Genomic DNA, 15754 nt, shown 5'->3' with positions numbered 1-15754 from the left:
AGTGCGCGAGTGGTATCGGTCCACATCGTTGATCCTTGGTAGTTTCGCAAAACCCCTGAATCAACGACAGGCCAGGCCGTCAAGCCAACCTGCTGATACCACTCAACTTAATTTCGGATCAGACACTGAGACATTTGCGGAAGCGCCGCTAGCATTATTTAAAGTTTCAGCTGCGACACAATGACCACCGGGAGGGGTTCTTGGCTGATCGCTAACGATGGCCGGACATCGAATTGTTCTGCGCGCTGAACGCCTACCTGATCCTTGCAATTGCCGCAATCATCCTCTTTTTAGCAAGAGGCGGCAATTCGACAGCCTTAGCGGCATCTACATCCGCCGACTTAACCGACCCAATCTGTATTAATGCAATCATGCCCATTCCAAAGTGGGGCAGGCATCTGATGCCATAAAGGCCTTGGAGTTTGGTAGTGAACACGATTTCCTTGTTAATCGCGCCCCTTAATGGCGTTGCACCCTTTGGATAGAATGCTGGAATGGTCTCTGCATTGTGCCCTTTATCAGTAGGCTTGAAAATAATCCGGTCGCCAGGCCGTGCCTTGATATAGGAGGGCTCAAACACCATAACGCCATCTATGCCATTATTTTTCATTTCGATAATAATGTCTTTTGCACAAACAGTTGCGGGAATACAGAAGAACACGGTTACAGCTGTAAATAAAAAACGAAACATAGTATTTCCTTTCTAAGATGCCAATTCCGATGAAATCAAAGATATGGTTGATTTTAGTCTATCTAAGACGGATAATTGGGTAGTTATGACAAGACTCTCCACGATCTTCTTTCGCCGCCGAAAACTCATACATCTTGCAAAGTCCACTATTATGACCGAACATACCATGTTAGGGCCATGTTATGCGGTCATTTGAGCGTTCATTCAATGGCGTTCAAAAAAAGTCGCCGCATTTCGAGCACGACGACGACGTGCACATTGATCGGCCAAGATCATTCGAGAACGCGCAACAGGCGACCGGCCGCCCCGGATTCAGCCGCCAAATTGCGATTGTACGCGAGCGGCATTCGCGGCGACTTCCAGCGCAAAGCATCCATGATACCGGCGAGATCCTCACCGCTCGTGAACAGGTCCTGGTTGAGCCCGACCCGCGTCGAATGCGCGCTGATCCCTTTAAGCAACTTTGCCAAATCGTCCATCGTCAGGTCTGACAACGCGCCAGCGTCGAATGCCCGTTGGATCATCGCGCGATAGATCGGCCCGACCGACGCCGGATGCAGCGCCCCCTCCCCCACATCATATTCGACCCGCGCTGGCACCGCTTTCTTGGGCAGCGTCTTGCGCAGATCCCAGCTCTCGCGCCCAGAAATGCTGTCGATCGACCGGCCCCGCACCGCTGCCTTGGCCTTGTAGCGTCGCACGTTCACACGCCGAAACACCGCCCCCGCCTCGATCCCAGCCGCCTCCAGCCAGGCCGCGATCGCCCGAACAGTCCGGGGGCTGAGATAAGAGGTCGCCCCCTCCCCCTCCTGGTCGCCCTTGCTGCGCGGAATGCTGAGCAGCCGGGCGTCCGGATCGATCGCCTCAATGATGTGCTCGACCTCGATCGCCACCAACTCGGAGGCGCGCAGCCCCGTGTCATAACCGGCAGAGAGAAGCGCCCGATCGCGAAGGCCCGGCAAATCCTCCGCGCAGCTTTCCAATAGCGCCCGGACATTCAGACCGCGGGGTTCGTCACGCTCGACGTTGCTGACCGGCCCCTTGAACCGCAGCGGCCGCGCCTGCTTCTGCGCAGTGCCGAGCCGGCGTCGGATTGCCTGCAGGCGCAACTTCACCAACGAGGCCAGTGTCGGATCCTTGAGATCGAGCAGCAGGTGGATCTTGGCGATCGACGCCTTGTAGCGTCCGAGCGACGCGGGCTTGCTCCCTTTCTCGGCGCGCGCGTCGAGATAATCCGCGACGGTTTCGGGCGTCGCCGGTAGCGCGACGCGATTGTGGCGCCTGCACCAGAGGTCGAACGCCTCCAGGTCGGACTTTAGCGCGCGGATGCTGTGCGGCGAGGATGCCGCCTGGTACGCGGCGATCAGCGGTTCGTTGACGACGATGCGCTCGACCGCGTGCATCTTCACTACCGCCCAGCAGAGATCATCGGCCGGTGCCATCTGCGCTGGCGCCGTTTCACCTGCAAAAAGGGCATTGTTGTCGGGGTGCGCGGGGTGATCCATCGGCATGATCTGTAGCCCACCTTACAAAGAGCCGTCAAATATGGATATGTGATAAGTGCAATTATCGATTGTTCGTGCATAGTTATAACGGAGTAACCAACAAGTAATATTGTGAATAATCAAATTATTTATAGTTATTATTGTCATTTTTTTGTTTTTATTATTGTTCGTTAAATAAGATAATTTCTTACTTAGAAGCCATCACAGCATCTAGATAATTTCACAAAAGACGAGTGAGGTCGCCGCGACGTGAGGCGCATTAGCTTAGCAGCGTCACGTAGCATCGTTCATCCACACAGCGACCTGGGGATCGACTTCGCTGCGCCAGCTGCGGGTGAAAGCACATTCCCCTGACGAAACATACGGTGCACTCGGTCTGGTAAATCAAGGTCACGTCCTGTCTATCACGGGCGAAAGACAGCATCTCCGTATCTCGTCCGCATGTGGCGAGCTACCGAACGAAGATAGCGTGTCTGCCGCCACGTCGTCGGGCTGTGATAGACGCCAATCGCCTTCCAGTAATTACCAGTCGATCGCAAGGCGGCCAGGAAAATCCACCGTGCGGCCTGCGCGTTGAAGCAAGGATCAAAACGCAGCCAACGTCGAACTTGAACAGGTGAACGCCTAACAAGCGCAGCGATGCGAGGTGTCCACCAACTGTTGATCTGCAGGGGACCGAGATCATGAGAGCCATTACTATTACGAACCTCAGCACCGATCCAGCCCGCTTCCTGATCGCGCAGTCCCCAGAGCGTTTTCTCCAGCCAGGGCTGACCAAGCGAGGCTTGCAGAATGCAGGCGGCGATCCGCAGTTCCCCGTCGTCTGAGGACTTCGAAAATGCGGGGGTGGTGTACAATGCCATACTGATGATTGCAGTGCATAACAGCCTGGGTATGCTGTATGACCTCATACGCCCCTCCGGATAGCGGTTCCAAGCGTAGTGATCGGATTGGTCGGCTCACTGTAGAATGAAAGCGGCGGAACTGAGCCACCTTTCAAAAATGCAAAGAGCACCCTCCCCGAGATGATCTCGGCGGCGGCGCTACGACTGTCAGAAGTCCGGCAGTCAGGCGCGGTCCATCTAATGCGTATGAAGGAGGCTCTACACCCTCCGGTCTGGCGCGACGCACTCAATTCAAATCCATATTCATACGCTACGGCACCTGCGAAGCGCTTTGCTTGGATCAGCTGAACGGCAAATTTGGAGCAGAGCATGTGTGGTTACCTTATCGTTCGGGGCCATGAGGGGGTTCGGATCGAGGCGCAAGAGAGTGTTTTTCCTGGTCGATGCCGGTTTTCGGCGCTGTCCCGTCGGCGCGCGCATGGTCGAGAATGCCTGCGAGAAACCTGTCGAGCACCTGCGCGATACTCCGGGCGCCGTCCGCAAGATGCTCGGCCGCGCCACGGGGTGAGCGGTCACGATAGTGGAGTTGTCGTTCGAGCGCCCGATCGCGCCGCTCCGTTCGGTCTCGCTCTTGCTCGGCCTTTAGACTTGCCAGCTGGCCTTCCCGGCGTTTCGAGAAGGCATTTACGCGGTCAGTCTTCAACCGGCCCAACCCTTCCGACGAAGACGTCTTCTCTCCTGATTGGCGCTCAAGCTTGGCAATCAGCTCCTTGACGTTGTTGGTCCAGAGCCTGGCGCCGAATGCCGCGCGCGTGATGGCGGTGTAGAAATTCTGGGCATTGACCAGCGGCGATTCGACTGGGGCCAGCACGAAAACGCGCGGATAGGTTTTGGACTGAGCGGAATAGACCGTCTCTGCATAACCATGATCCCAGGTCCGGTGTTCGGACAGATCAACCCGCTGCATGCGCCCATCTCGATCCCATCGTATCGTCGCTACCGGCCCATCAAGTTTTTCGACGGTACCGCGCTCGGCATTGCGCAGACCAAGTTCGCGACTGACGAGCCGCCACTGGATACGATCCCCCTCTGCGAGATCCCGCTCTTCAGGGGTGAACACATTGATGTGCCGGGCCTTAGTCGTCTGCGGATCCCAGCGTACCACGCGCCCCTGCTCGTCGACAAAACGCACAACCTGGCGCCCATTGACCTCCCGGCCTAGTCCTGCGACCCGATAATCGGCGTGCCGTGCAATACCGAGCCCTGCAATGTCTCGCTCGAAATGCACCACCTGCCCTGCCCCGTAGAAGCGGGCAATATGCTTCTGGATATCGGTCGAGCCCGCCGGGGCCAGGATGGAAAACCGACTATCCTGGGCGGCCAGCCCATTCTCGTTTTTCAACACATCGCGAATCTTGCTGTTGACGATCAGCCGCGTCGCATTGTCGAGAACAAGGATATTGGTACCGGCCCGCGTATCCGGCTTGAGCCGTATCCAGGCATTGACGACCTGCTCCGCCATCTTTTCATTGTCGTCGGCGGTGCTGACGCTATCGAGCTTTGCCAATGCCTCGGCAAAGTTCCCCGTCCGCGCGGCGGTAACAGCGGCCTTGATTGATTTCGTTTCCTGCCGAACGGCCTGCGTCAACTCGACCGTCGGCAAACCCAGCCTTCGCATCAACCAGAAGGGTTTGCCCTGCTCGATCGCGCCGGTCTGTTTCTCGTCTCCGAGGAAAAGCAGCCGTGCGCCGGTTGTCCTGCTGATCTCCAGCATCCGCTGGGCTTGGCGGTTGCCGAGCTGCCCTGCTTCATCGAGAACCAGCACATGGCGGTCCGTAATCCCCTGCCCGCCACGCGCGACGAAGCTGGCGACAGTATGGGACATGATGTTCGCCTTGCTTCCCAGTTCCGCAGCGGCCGATGATGTGGGTGCCAACGCAATCAATGCCGTTCCCGGCTCGGCCGCCTCGGCCAGAACTCTCACCAGCGTCGATTTTCCAGAACCGGCAACACCGTGGATCGCCGTGACCCGATCCCGCGTCAGCGCCGTCTCGACAAGTGCCTGCTGCTGCTGCGTGTTGAGCGACGTCCCGTCGAGCACGGCCAGCAAGCGATCGCTGGTGGCGATGGGACGCGCGTCATTGAGGCCAAGCGCGATATGCTGGGTCAATGCCAGTTCCAGACGCCAAGACTTCCGGCTGGTGCGGCCACGGGTCAACACCCTGTCACCGGTCTGCGCATGGGTCGGCAGCAATTTGCGCAGGACCTCATGTGCTTCTATCCGGGGACGGATGTCGTCGAGCCGGACTTCACCGACATGGGCAGCAAGACCGGTGCGCAATATATCGCCTAAATTGTTGACCGCCTCGGATGTCTCCAGTTGCCGCAAGCCGAAAAGAGCCGCACGCGACGCATCGCGTTCCGTGGGCGCCGGATGCTCCCCTTCCCGACCCCGCGCCAGCGCAGCAATCTCCTGCAGCGTTTCGAGACGCTTGCCTGTCCGCTGATGCCATTGCGCGCTGAGTTCGGCCTCGCCGATCTTAACCTTCGCCTTGCGGGTGGCGTAGAAGGAAGTACGCTGGGCTTTCTGTCCCACCAGACCATGTTCGCGCGCATGGTCTTCAATCGCCTCGGCGCGCTGCGAGAATTGGTCGATCAGGTCCTTCGGCACGCCTCGTATCTCGAACAATCCGGAACGCGGATCAGCATCGATTTCATAACCCGCTTCGCGCAACCCGAAAGCCAGCGCGTTGCGATAGATCTGCCCGGCCACGCGCTGTTCGCCATACATGACCCGGCTTTCAAGGCTTGCCATGGGATCGCCATTCTCGCGGTTCGTCATGTTGAGCACGACGAGATGCGTATGCAGATGGGGGTCAAGTTCCCGGCTGCCATATTCAGTGAAACGGGCAACCAGGATCCGGCCCGTCGTTTCATGAACGATCTTGCCTTCATCACGGCGGCGCAACTGCGCCTGCTCTTCCAGATAGGAGATAGCGGCAGTCACCGCGCCCTCATGCGCGGCAAGCACCCGTTCGTCACCGGCAACCAGCCCCATGACCGACACGGACTTTGGCGCATTGACCGCAAAATCCCAACCGGGGTGATGCTGAATTTCGCCATCCGCACGGTGCCGCCCGAGTTGTTGATCGCCGACTTTTCCAGCAAGTAGGTCGCGCAGCAGCTTTGGATCAACAGCGCAAGAGAGGCCGAGATCGGCTGCCAGCTTCCCACCCCATGCAGACGGTTCGTTACCGCCCTTGGTGTAGTAATCGCCCACCGTGTAGTAGCGGGTGATATTGGCTGGTTTGCCATGGAGACGTTGCGGCTGGATCATGCTGGCCTCGCCCGCTCACGCGGTCCGTCATCCCGGCCATGCTGGACAAGATCGGACCGGATTTCTCCCTGCTTGCCGGCAAGGATCGTCCAAAGATTGCGGGCGGGCACGGGAAGCTCGGCATTCTCGTCATTGAACAATATATCTTCCACGCGCTGCGGGTCGAGGTTCGATGCTACAGGCGTAAACAGATCCGGCTGCGGTGGTGGCGTCGGGACGGGTTTTGAAGATACCGAAGGCTTCGCTGGCTTGATCTCGCTATGTGTCGCTGGCGGAGATGCCTGCGTCGCTTCCCGCTCCATCGCTTCACGAACACGCGCTTCGGCATGGGCGATGCGAACGAGCATCCCGGCCTTGTCGATCTGAATGGGGGGCGTCGTGCGTTCGAGAAAGGCCGGTCCCAAGGAGGGGACGTCGTTGAACCGGCTATCGAACCGCACCACGGGTAAATTGCGGCCAAAGCGCAGGAAGCCCACCAGGTTGGGCAGGTTGGTGACCTCGGTCGGCATGACCAGCGGCCGCGTTACCTGCATGCGTGACAGATTGACGCCGTCACGCATGTCGTTGACGCCATAGGACATGCCCTCATTGGCCTCGACCTGTTCGACCTGACCAAGGTTGATCGAGACATGCTCGGCGGTATCTGTGTCATTCGCGCGCAGCGCCACCCAGGTCGAGCAATAGCCAGTGATCGCCGCCGCATCATCCTTGCCGTAGGTCGCCTTGAGCTGGGGATAGGACTGGAAGCCCAATATGCCGCAGCCGCCATATTTGCGGGCACGGGCGAGAAAGTCCGAGAGCGACGGCAGCTTATGCAGCGTCGGCAGTTCGTCGATCACGCAATAAAGCCGTCGGTCGCGATCGGGCGTCAGGCTCATGATCGCGCTGATTGCGATGTCGAGCCAGACGGTGATGAGCGGGCGTAGCGAGGGAAGCTGGTCGGCCTTCACAGTGATGAAGAGCCAGCTCCCGTCTGCGCCCTTATCCACCCAGTCGCGGATCGAGAAGCCGTCCTCGGTATCATCGAGATAACCAAAACTGCGCATGACCGATGCAAGTTCGGCCTGGATGCCGGCGGATGTCCTTTCGCCTTCGGTGCTGATGAAGGCGGCGGCATCGGTGCCGGTCACGAAGGCGGCAAGGTCTTTCAGTTTAGAGCGCAGCAGACGGTCGAGGAGGACCGAGACATAGGTATGTTTCTGGCGCGCCAGCTTGCGCATGACCGCCACCAGCGTCCCCCGCGCCGCCTTCGCCCAGAAGGGATCGCCATGCTTGTCGGGAATGGTCGATTCCGCAATCTGATCATAATGATAATCGCGTGGCACATCGACCCAGGGCGACCAGCGCGCCGCGCGCTGGTCGAGCGGGTTGAGCAACATGTCAGTGCCCTGCCGATAGAATTTCTCGACGAAGGTACCGGCGGTATCATAGACGATGGCGCGCCGGCCCGATTTGCGGATGCCGTCGAGCATGCCGACGATGAGGTTTGTCTTGCCCGTGCCAGGCGCACCGCACAGCAGGATATGCTCAGGCTCATAGGCCTCAGGCACCGGCACATTGCCGATCACCAGAGGTCCCTTGGTCTGTCGCCATAGCGCGCGTTTCACCTGACGGATCGTGCCGAACCTTGCCCCTCGCAGATATTCGTTGGAGCCCAGGCCCCTACCCGTCCGGGTGAAATAGAACCAGGCCCAGGCGAGCATGACAAGGGTGAACAGGCCAGAGAGCAGTGCGCCATGTAGCAGATAGCCTTCAAATGCATGCAGGGTCTTTTTCGCGAGGGTGGAGGCAACCAGCCAATCTGCCGATGTCCAGTAGGCCTGGCCTTCGGGGGTGCGAAACTGCACCGGATCATTGGTCCCGGCGGCGGCATCCACCTTGACCGTGGCTTCGGCCAGTTTGACCAGAACGAACCGCTCATACTCGGTCGACTTCTCGAACGCATACCAGAGCGTGCCGATGATCCAGATGATGAAGCCGGCCAATATGGTCTGGTAGAAGACCTGGGTCGTCATTCGGACATTGTGGACGATCGCCTGTCCGCCCCGCGTCCAGGAGCCCAATGTGTCGTTGCGAAAGATGCTCATGGGATATCCTCGCCGCCAAGCAGTCCACGTTCGGCAAGGATTATTCGGGCCTGCGCCATGCCCTGCTCGAGCGCGCTGGGAGATTGCTCGCCGACGGACGTCGCGACGATTGACAGGATCTGGATCGAGGTGGCGAGGATTTCATCCTGGGAGGAGAAGACATAGCGTTTGCGCTCATCGACCGCCTGCTCAAGCAGCTGACGGATGAACCCCGATAAGGACAGGTTCGCGCCGAGCGCACGGCGCATCAAGGCGGCATGCAGCGATTCATCGAGGCGGAAATTAAGCTTGGGCAAGCGAAGGGTCTCCTTATCCGGAGACCTTCGAAAATATCATGAAGCGGTCGCATATTACCGGAATGGCAATATTGGCGCAAGCCGCCCTGTCACCAGATTGATCCAGAGATTGAGCGCTGAGGATATGTGCCGACAGGAACAGGCTGAGCAGCTCGATCTGTTGCCTCTGATGATGATGGACGGCGGCGGCGTTCCGCCTGTCTCGTCGCGGTGTCGACGGATTTCGCCGATCCCCAGTCTGATCTTCTTGGCCACGACCTCCGACATGCGCCGCACCTCACTGGGCGTATCGAGACCAGGGACGCCTCCAGAAACTCGGCCAGCAAAATCGTGAGCATCTGACAGACTTCTGCTGTCCCGATATAGAGAGTATCCCCCTTGCGCGCTTCCGGAGAGTGCTGCCTTTGCGCCGACACTTCGCAGATGGCCTTTACCACCGCCCGGCGTAGGTCGCTGATATAGTCCTCGTTCAATTCCGTCATGGCGCCATCCTTTCTGCCGCGACAAAAAGACCATGAATTTGGCCAGGATTCAACGGGCGTCGCCCCGACGGTTCCGGCATCACAGCATTCTGGGATCCGCAAAGGCGTACGACGCGTATCACGAAATTTCAGATGTACTTTCAATAAGATAGGTCGGACCAAGTGAGCGTGGTGTTTCGCGTACGACAGCCCACCGGTTAAGTGTGAGACGTGTACTGCAGACTTATCCTAATGTTTTCAGGACATAATGTGGCCGCAGCACCCGTGCGTAGGGTCCATTACAAAACGGCCTTGCGCCGTGCGTCCCGCCTTACGCAGCGCGCTCGCGCTGCGCTGCCTCGTGCCGGTAGGCGCGGGGCAACCTTTCTGCTGATTTTCGGGGGCCGATATCGGGGTGGTTTGAGGGTAGAGCTCATGAGCTTTTTCTCCCAGAATTTACAAAAGGAGGCCGGATATAAGGCCAGGTCCCGAGAGCGTGATTACCGTCATCAGGAGATTTAACGACAGGCTTCGCATGCCAGCATCGCTGCCTCGCCGGCGCGCCGTACACCCCGCCAGTTCCCCAGGAAGCGGCAAGCCGCTCTTGCTTTGGCCCGTCCATATGGCACAGTTGCGTGTGACGGGCAGCCCATCGGGGAAGGACGATGGAAATGCCAAAGATGACCGAAAGGGATCGGCTTGCCGATCTCGAAACACGTCAGCGCAAGCTGACGGAAGATCTGGAAACCGCCCGCCGCGCTCTGCGCGGCAAATATGCGGCCATGGTGAACGACGTGCCGATAGAGACGCTGACGGAGCGCGAGTTTCGCGAGCTTCTGATGCAGGCGATCCGGGTTGGTGGCGGCGCAGCGCTGACGGTCCTGAAAAAGTTGCCGCCGGTGACCTGACCCGCCGCGACGCGGCAATCTGATGATGACCGGCAGGGATGGAGCATAAGAAGCCCATTCCTGTCGGTATCAGAGCGCAGGATAACGATGCGGTCTTCCGGGCAAACCAGATAGGGACGAAGCATCCCCGTTCTGCACATCGACGGATATTGGCGAGACTTCCCCTGCTCGGATCATTCTAGATGACAAAGCCATAGGCGGCATTCCGCGCTATGGCCCACCCCTCCTCAGATGGTCACGCTGAACGTTTCCGCGACGACCCGCCCTTCCCAAACCGCACCTGAAGGGTGTCCCTGCGACGAGCACGGCGAAGCCGCGCGCAGGAGGCCGGGACCGCGCTGGCGGTTCCGCATCGCGTCCGCGACGGGCCCGCTTGCGGGTCCCTGAGCGGGGGCGAGTGCTGCGCTCGAAAAAAGAAATGAGGACCGGCCCGGTAAACCGGACCGGTCCTCTCGGGGCGTCACTGCGCCTCCCATTCCTGATCGCTGAGCCTGACAAACCGTGCCGGGATACGCTTCTCCCTGACCAGTCGCGCGAGGTGTGATTGCAGTCCCGACCCTTCGCAGACCAGCGCTTCGACGGGTCGGAGGCCCACCATCTGCTCGTTGCGGACAAAGCCCGCCCGTTTGCCAAGCTTTGCACTGAGCCGGAATGTTATGAGCGTCACCTTGCGCGATGCCGCCCACGCGGCCGCCATGGCGTCGCACCCCTTGTCCTGCGCAGTCGTCGCCAGCACCATCGCTGGGTTTCGGGATTTGGCTTCATCGAGCTTCCCCCAGATGAGGCGGTCGTCAAACCAGCATTCCGCTCCTCCTGAGAAGATCACGACGGGCCCTTGCGGATTGTGCGCGTCGGTTTTGCGCTGGCGACGGGCGGCGAGGAAATCGGTGGCGGCAATCACCGACGCGGTGCGCTTGCTCGACACCAGCGACCCCTTAGGCGCGGACCATGGCCGTCCGGTTTCGGTGTGAAAGATGTCAGCGGCATGGTCGCGCATGCACCGCAGCGCATCGGTAGCTTCGTCGAGATATTCAAGTTCGTCGCGTGCCTGTTCGAGTTCGACGCTGTGGATTTCGCTGCCATCGGCGCGACGCAGCAGGTCCTGGACCTCGCGTATCGCCTTGTCGGCCTGGCCCTCCCACTGGTCAGCGACGTGATGGAAGCTGTTGACGATGCCCCATGCCAGGCGTTGCGCGGCGGGTTCCAAACGCGTGTCCCGCAGGACGTCGAAAAGCGTCGTGACGATCAGTTCGACGGCGAGTTGTGCCTCCCTCGGATCGGGCATGTCGGTCGCCATCTCCTCACCGCCTCGCCCGATGCGGACACCATCTAGATCGGACGCGAAGGCGGCGTGGAAATCGTCGGTGGTGGCCGCTGTCTCCTGCGTGATGAATGCGGCGATGTCGGAAAATGTGCGGTCAGACTGGTTGATCTTCGTCATGTGAACCTCCTGTTGAAACGAAAGAGGTTCCCCCTTGGGCACGGGCTCCGAGCGGCGGGGTCAAGGATCGCGGAACGCGACCGGCGCAGCCGGCGATGGGGGTCACGATTTTTTGGGGCGGCCACCATGGTCGAGTGAGAAGCGCGGCGCCTGACCCGCCCCAAAAAATGGTGGGGCCCCGTCGTCCTTGAGGCCGACGCGGTCCCGTGCCACCCTTGGAATTCTTGAGAGAGAGAAGAGGCGTTGCGAATCTGGGGCTCGATGCCCCTGATTCGCAAATGGGTGCCTCCTGGCGATGGCCTCGCAGGGAAGTGCCGGCAACGCTTACCCTGATCGCCGAGGTAGCATCTGTTCCATGAAAAAGGGGACAGCGCGTAGCGCCGTCCCCGAACGAAATGCAAACGATGTAATGTCAGGCGGCACGGCGAAGTTGGCTGCGTTGGGGCGGAGCGACCTTTTCAACCGGCACCTGGTCGGCCTTGCGGAAGGCATGGATCGGAACGCCGGCCTTGCGCAGGGCCTGATAAAGATTGGCCTGAATACCCGATCCCTCACCCAGCAAGGCTTCGATGGGTTTCAGGTCCACAAGCTTGCGATTGCGGGCGAAGGGCGCACCGCGCCCCGACCCCATCAGCGAGTATGTCACAAGTTGCACCTCCCGATTGCCAGCCCAGGAGGCCACGATCGCGTCGAAGCCCTTGCGCTGCGCGGTCGTCACCAGCGTCATATGCGGGATGCGTTCGAGGATCGTGTCGAGCCGATCCCAGAGCAATTGCCAGTCATGCCACTCGGCATGGCCTGAGGCGATAACGATCGGTCCACGGGGACGGTACCGCTCCCGTTCGGCCAGTTCACGGGCGCGCAGGAAATCCTGTATCGATACTTGCGTAGCGGTAGCCGCCTTCGAGACACGCGATCCGCGAGCCGGCGACCAGGGGCGACCAGACAGCACGCGGAAAGTTTCAGCGGCATAATCGCGCATACACTCGACCGCCTCGCGCTGTTCGGTCAGCGACTGGCACAGGAGCTGTTTCTCCTCCAGTTCGCTGTTGAAGACCTCGGAGGGCTCGATCCGCCGGATCATATCGCGCAGCTCATGGGCCAGCATGTCTTCCTGTCGTTCAAGCTTGCCAGCGACGAAGTGGAAGCTGTTGACCATGCCCCAGGCGATCTCGGACGCGAGCGCGTCCAGGCGGGTATCGGTCAAAAGATCGAAGATGGTGGCGATCACACCCGCGCAATCGGCCTGCGCGTGGAGCGGTTCGGGCATATCATGCTCGCCCGGCTCGTCGCCCGGCGCGATGATCGAAAGCGGGATGGGGTCGCCAAAGGCGCGCTTGAATTCCGGTGTCGCCGTCATCTGTGCAAACAACGCCGGTAGGTCTGCAAAGTGGTTGATACTGTGCGAATGGTCTTGGGTCATGGGACTTCTCCTCATCATGGAAAAGGAAAAGAGGCGCGAACGCGCAAAAGCGTCCCGCCCCATTATGTCGATCAGTGCATGTTCGCCCGTACGCTGGCGAAAGCGGTTGAGCGCGTCAGGACGGCATCGACGATTTGCGCCGCATGGGGCGCAAAGGGCGTGCCTTCGAGCAGGTCATAGATAGCAGCGATGATCTCGCCGCATGTTACGCCGCCAGGTATCTCCGGCGAGCGGACCGCAAGCGTGTTTTGGGGTGCCAGCAGATCCCGGATAGCGGGACTGGCCATGATCGCGGCGCAGAGCGCCGAGAGATCGGACAGCGGCGCGACGTAATGAAAAGAAGGAAGCGGCATGGACTGTCTCCTCATGCGAAGAAAGGAAAAGGGCCGGGGAAGCCTGACACCTCCCCGGCCCCGAACGGGTTCCGATCAACGGGTGATCAGAACGGGTCCTCCTCGCCAAACGGCGCGCCCGCACCGGCCAGCTCGCCGTCAGCCCCTGCGGTGCTGTCGCCGAAGCCGCCTTCGTCGCGCGAACCGCGATCGTCATAATTGGTGCGGCTGGTCCCCATGCTGCCCCCGAAGTCGGAGCGCATGGTGTCGCGCCGCCATGCGACCATGTAGCCGCCATGATCGGCCGGGAAGAGCGCGATCGGCAGCGGTTCAGGGAGGCTGGGATCGTCGATATTGCCGGCAAGGAAGACCTCGCCGGTGCGCTTGGACGCAGCCTCCCACAATGCGCCGACCTGAACCCAGCGACGCGCGACGTTGAGCGCCAGGATTTCGTAAACCGGAGCCTTCTCATTCTCGCTCATGACCTTGCGCAGCCCGATGCGCGGGAGATCGATCGTGCGAGTGGCGATCGAGCCCGTCAGGCGGCCGTTCTGATTGAAGATTTCACCGATGTTCATCGTCTTGACCTTTCGAATGTCGCTCGAAATCCATTTTCCGGCGACACCCTCCCCGTCCCTTCTCTCCTCTCTGTCCCGCCCTTGCCCCGCGCACCGCCCGCCCGGAGGACAGCGCTCCCCATCCTTCCCGCGCGACGCTCGCCCCTCCGCCACCCGCAGCCCTGCGACCGGCCCACAATTCAGCGCAAAACCCCGGCAGGACGGGTCGCCAATACAGCCCTGCCGGGGGCAGCGCAGGTGGATGGCGCGCGAGGCTGAAGGCGCGGTGGGGCTACGGTCGGGTGAATAGCGGTAGCGGTGCGCATGGTGAGATCATGCCGCCATCGCCAGCCAGCGATCCGGCCAGGCCGGCGGCCTTGTCGTCACCCGATAGGCCTGCAAGGGTACGATCCCGCGGATGACATAATGCGGGATGCCCGTGTCCCGCCGAAGATTGAGGGCGATTTTATAGGCGTGATCGAATGAGCATAAGCGGCGCCGGCAAGGTGACAACCGGGCGGGCAGATCGGACGAGGGCATCATGGCCTCCATGCTGGAATAGGTTCAGGCAGCGATTGACCGGTTTGCATCGACCGCCGCAGCGGCGTTAAGTGCAAGCAGGCTTTGGAGCGTGACGGGTGTGCGATTTGCCCGCCGGGTCCTGGGGCCTCGGGACGGTCTGGCCGGATCGTTGAACCGACAGCCGATACGTGCGGCGCGCTTGCCAACGACGGCGGGATCGCGGCCAAGCGCATGGGCGACATCGACCATCGAAACGCCATGGGTCCAGGCGTTACGGATCGCCCGGTCCTCATGCGCGCTGAATGCGCGCATGAAGCCATGCACCAGCCCCAGACGGTTGGCATGATAAAGGACAGCGCGCACGCCGCGACCAAGGTCTTTGGCAATGTCCCGTGTCGGTACCTTGCCATAATCCGCTCGCAACCGAGCTTCTTCCCCGGCCGTCCAGACAGGTCCCTGCCGAAACCCGTCGCGGCGGACATGCGTGCCGCGCAAGCCAAGCGCCTCTGCACGCCAGCGGATGGAATGCGGGCTGCGGCCAAGCCGCTCCCGCAGGGGCGTAAGGCTCGCCCCGGTAGCGTAGGCGTGGCGCAGCAGCTCGTCTTCCTCGATGATCCACGGCCTGCCCCACCCTCTGCCGTAACCCAGTTTGCGAAGGCGTTGGCCAAGGCTGCGACTGTTCCGGGCCGGAAATCCCTCAGAAGCGAGCGCCCTGGCAATGACGACATAGGGCACGCCTGTGGCCGCGAGTGTGAGTGCGCGAGCCATTTCCGCGTCGCTCCAGTCGTCCGGCTGGCAGGCATGGCGCAAACCCAGCGCCGAAGCGCGGGAGATGACGCCAGCGAAGGGACGGCCGATGAGGCTGGCAATCTGGGCGACGGGAACACCCTTGGCGTAACCGGCGCGAAGCTGTGCATCTTCCCAACCGCTATAGGGCGGCGATCCGGGCTCGGAGAGTCCGAGCAGTTGCGCACGGGCATAGAGGGCGCTCACAGCGCGGCCGAGGCGGGCAGCCAGTGTCGCGGTTGGTTCGTGCATATAGCAGCGCGCCAGTTCCTCATCCTCCCACGCGATCCAGGATCGCCGCGAGTTTCGGCGGAGGCCAAGATCATAGATACGCGTGGCGATGCTGGCATGCGATCGGCCCAGCACTGTGGCAATCTCCTCTAGCGTGCAGTCATCGGCGAAGGCGGCGCGCAAACGCAGCGTTTCATCGGGGAGCCATGCGTCGGCACGGAAAGCCAGTTCGGCAAGTGGCGCGGTTGTACCCGTTTGCTGGTCAGGGACGAACGGGGTGAGTTCGACGATTTCAGCGTCGAGATCGAAGCTTGTCTCTTTCATGGCACTCT

14 protein-coding genes are annotated in these 15754 nt (G+C 60.6%); 2 read left to right on the top strand and 12 right to left on the bottom strand.

The features are described 5' to 3' along the window. The coding region (locus HHL08_RS25390; protein ID WP_206378004.1) for a hypothetical protein at window positions 1-184 on the top strand (184 nt) is incomplete at its 5' end. 69 nt (window positions 185-253) lie between these two features. Here HHL08_RS25390 and HHL08_RS20315 read toward each other — a convergent pair. From HHL08_RS20315 to HHL08_RS20290, 6 genes are all read right to left on the bottom strand, one after another. Then, window positions 254-691 carry a pseudoazurin gene (locus tag HHL08_RS20315; protein ID WP_096064036.1) on the bottom strand — a complete coding sequence of 146 codons (438 nt, stop codon included), beginning with the start codon at window positions 689-691 and terminating at the stop codon, window positions 254-256. Window positions 692-963: 272 nt separating this feature from the next. Beyond that, a complete protein-coding gene (locus tag HHL08_RS20310) occupies window positions 964-2196 on the bottom strand; it encodes a tyrosine-type recombinase/integrase (RefSeq protein WP_096064038.1) in 1233 nt (410 codons plus the stop codon). A gap of 404 nt (window positions 2197-2600) precedes the next feature. Beyond that, window positions 2601-3059, bottom strand: coding sequence for a lytic transglycosylase domain-containing protein (locus HHL08_RS20305; RefSeq protein WP_169574829.1), 459 nt, complete (start codon window positions 3057-3059; stop codon window positions 2601-2603). 364 nt (window positions 3060-3423) lie between these two features. Beyond that, window positions 3424-6378 carry a MobF family relaxase gene (mobF, locus tag HHL08_RS20300; RefSeq protein ID WP_169574828.1) on the bottom strand — a complete coding sequence of 985 codons (2955 nt, stop codon included), beginning with the start codon at window positions 6376-6378 and terminating at the stop codon, window positions 3424-3426. After that, window positions 6375-8465, bottom strand: coding sequence for a type IV secretion system DNA-binding domain-containing protein (locus HHL08_RS20295; protein ID WP_169574827.1), 2091 nt, complete (start codon window positions 8463-8465; stop codon window positions 6375-6377). Before HHL08_RS20295 ends, mobF begins: the two co-directional genes overlap by 4 nt. Then, a complete protein-coding gene (locus HHL08_RS20290; RefSeq protein ID WP_235955189.1) occupies window positions 8462-8713 on the bottom strand; it encodes a CopG family transcriptional regulator in 252 nt (83 codons plus the stop codon). Before HHL08_RS20290 ends, HHL08_RS20295 begins: the two co-directional genes overlap by 4 nt. A gap of 1189 nt (window positions 8714-9902) precedes the next feature. Here HHL08_RS20290 and HHL08_RS20285 point away from each other — a divergent pair. Further along, window positions 9903-10130, top strand: coding sequence for a hypothetical protein (locus HHL08_RS20285; protein ID WP_235209717.1), 228 nt, complete (start codon window positions 9903-9905; stop codon window positions 10128-10130). Window positions 10131-10590: 460 nt separating this feature from the next. Here HHL08_RS20285 and HHL08_RS20280 read toward each other — a convergent pair whose 3' ends face one another. The 6 genes from HHL08_RS20280 to HHL08_RS20255 form a co-directional block, all read right to left on the bottom strand. Further along, on the bottom strand, window positions 10591-11571 hold the full coding sequence (locus HHL08_RS20280; protein WP_169574825.1) for an SLOG family protein: 981 nt from the start codon (window positions 11569-11571) through the stop codon (window positions 10591-10593). 412 nt (window positions 11572-11983) lie between these two features. Beyond that, complete coding sequence (locus tag HHL08_RS20275; protein WP_169574824.1) at window positions 11984-12994, bottom strand: DUF2493 domain-containing protein; 1011 nt, start codon at window positions 12992-12994, stop codon at window positions 11984-11986. Between the two features lie 71 nt (window positions 12995-13065). Beyond that, on the bottom strand, window positions 13066-13347 hold the full coding sequence (locus tag HHL08_RS20270; RefSeq protein WP_169574823.1) for a hypothetical protein: 282 nt from the start codon (window positions 13345-13347) through the stop codon (window positions 13066-13068). A gap of 86 nt (window positions 13348-13433) precedes the next feature. Next, entirely contained in the window at window positions 13434-13904 is a 471-nt protein-coding gene (locus HHL08_RS20265; RefSeq protein WP_088189812.1) for a DUF736 domain-containing protein, read from the bottom strand. A 312-nt stretch (window positions 13905-14216) separates the two neighbouring features. Then, window positions 14217-14435 (bottom strand): hypothetical protein, encoded by a 219-nt coding sequence (locus HHL08_RS20260; protein WP_043152356.1) that lies wholly within the window; start codon window positions 14433-14435, stop codon window positions 14217-14219. A 12-nt stretch (window positions 14436-14447) separates the two neighbouring features. Beyond that, entirely contained in the window at window positions 14448-15746 is a 1299-nt protein-coding gene (locus HHL08_RS20255; RefSeq protein ID WP_169574822.1) for a hypothetical protein, read from the bottom strand. Window positions 15747-15754: the final 8 nt, after the last annotated feature.

This window comes from Sphingobium psychrophilum (genome assembly GCF_012927105.1).
GTDB classification, from domain to species: domain Bacteria; phylum Pseudomonadota; class Alphaproteobacteria; order Sphingomonadales; family Sphingomonadaceae; genus Sphingobium; species Sphingobium psychrophilum.
The sequence above is the reverse complement of the archived record's forward strand: the minus strand, read 5'-3'. Positions and strand labels throughout refer to the sequence as shown.

What these genes read in the sequence shown, in the direction of transcription:
- HHL08_RS20310 (WP_096064038.1), bottom strand. Translation starts at nt 2,196, where the DNA reads ATGGATCACCCCGCGCACCCCGACAACAATGCCCTTTTTGCAGGTGAA.
- HHL08_RS20285 (WP_235209717.1), top strand. Translation starts at nt 9,903, where the DNA reads ATGACCGAAAGGGATCGGCTTGCCGATCTCGAAACACGTCAGCGCAAG.
- HHL08_RS20290 (WP_235955189.1), bottom strand. Translation starts at nt 8,713, where the DNA reads ATGCGCCGTGCGCTCGGCGCGAACCTGTCCTTATCGGGGTTCATCCGT.
- HHL08_RS20280 (WP_169574825.1), bottom strand. Translation starts at nt 11,571, where the DNA reads ATGACGAAGATCAACCAGTCTGACCGCACATTTTCCGACATCGCCGCA.
- HHL08_RS20260 (WP_043152356.1), bottom strand. Translation starts at nt 14,435, where the DNA reads ATGGAGGCCATGATGCCCTCGTCCGATCTGCCCGCCCGGTTGTCACCT.
- HHL08_RS20275 (WP_169574824.1), bottom strand. Translation starts at nt 12,994, where the DNA reads ATGACCCAAGACCATTCGCACAGTATCAACCACTTTGCAGACCTACCG.
- HHL08_RS20295 (WP_169574827.1), bottom strand. Translation starts at nt 8,465, where the DNA reads ATGAGCATCTTTCGCAACGACACATTGGGCTCCTGGACGCGGGGCGGA.
- HHL08_RS20315 (WP_096064036.1), bottom strand. Translation starts at nt 691, where the DNA reads ATGTTTCGTTTTTTATTTACAGCTGTAACCGTGTTCTTCTGTATTCCC.
- HHL08_RS20265 (WP_088189812.1), bottom strand. Translation starts at nt 13,904, where the DNA reads ATGAACATCGGTGAAATCTTCAATCAGAACGGCCGCCTGACGGGCTCG.
- HHL08_RS20305 (WP_169574829.1), bottom strand. Translation starts at nt 3,059, where the DNA reads ATGGCATTGTACACCACCCCCGCATTTTCGAAGTCCTCAGACGACGGG.
- HHL08_RS20270 (WP_169574823.1), bottom strand. Translation starts at nt 13,347, where the DNA reads ATGCCGCTTCCTTCTTTTCATTACGTCGCGCCGCTGTCCGATCTCTCG.
- mobF (WP_169574828.1), bottom strand. Translation starts at nt 6,378, where the DNA reads ATGATCCAGCCGCAACGTCTCCATGGCAAACCAGCCAATATCACCCGC.
- HHL08_RS20255 (WP_169574822.1), bottom strand. Translation starts at nt 15,746, where the DNA reads ATGAAAGAGACAAGCTTCGATCTCGACGCTGAAATCGTCGAACTCACC.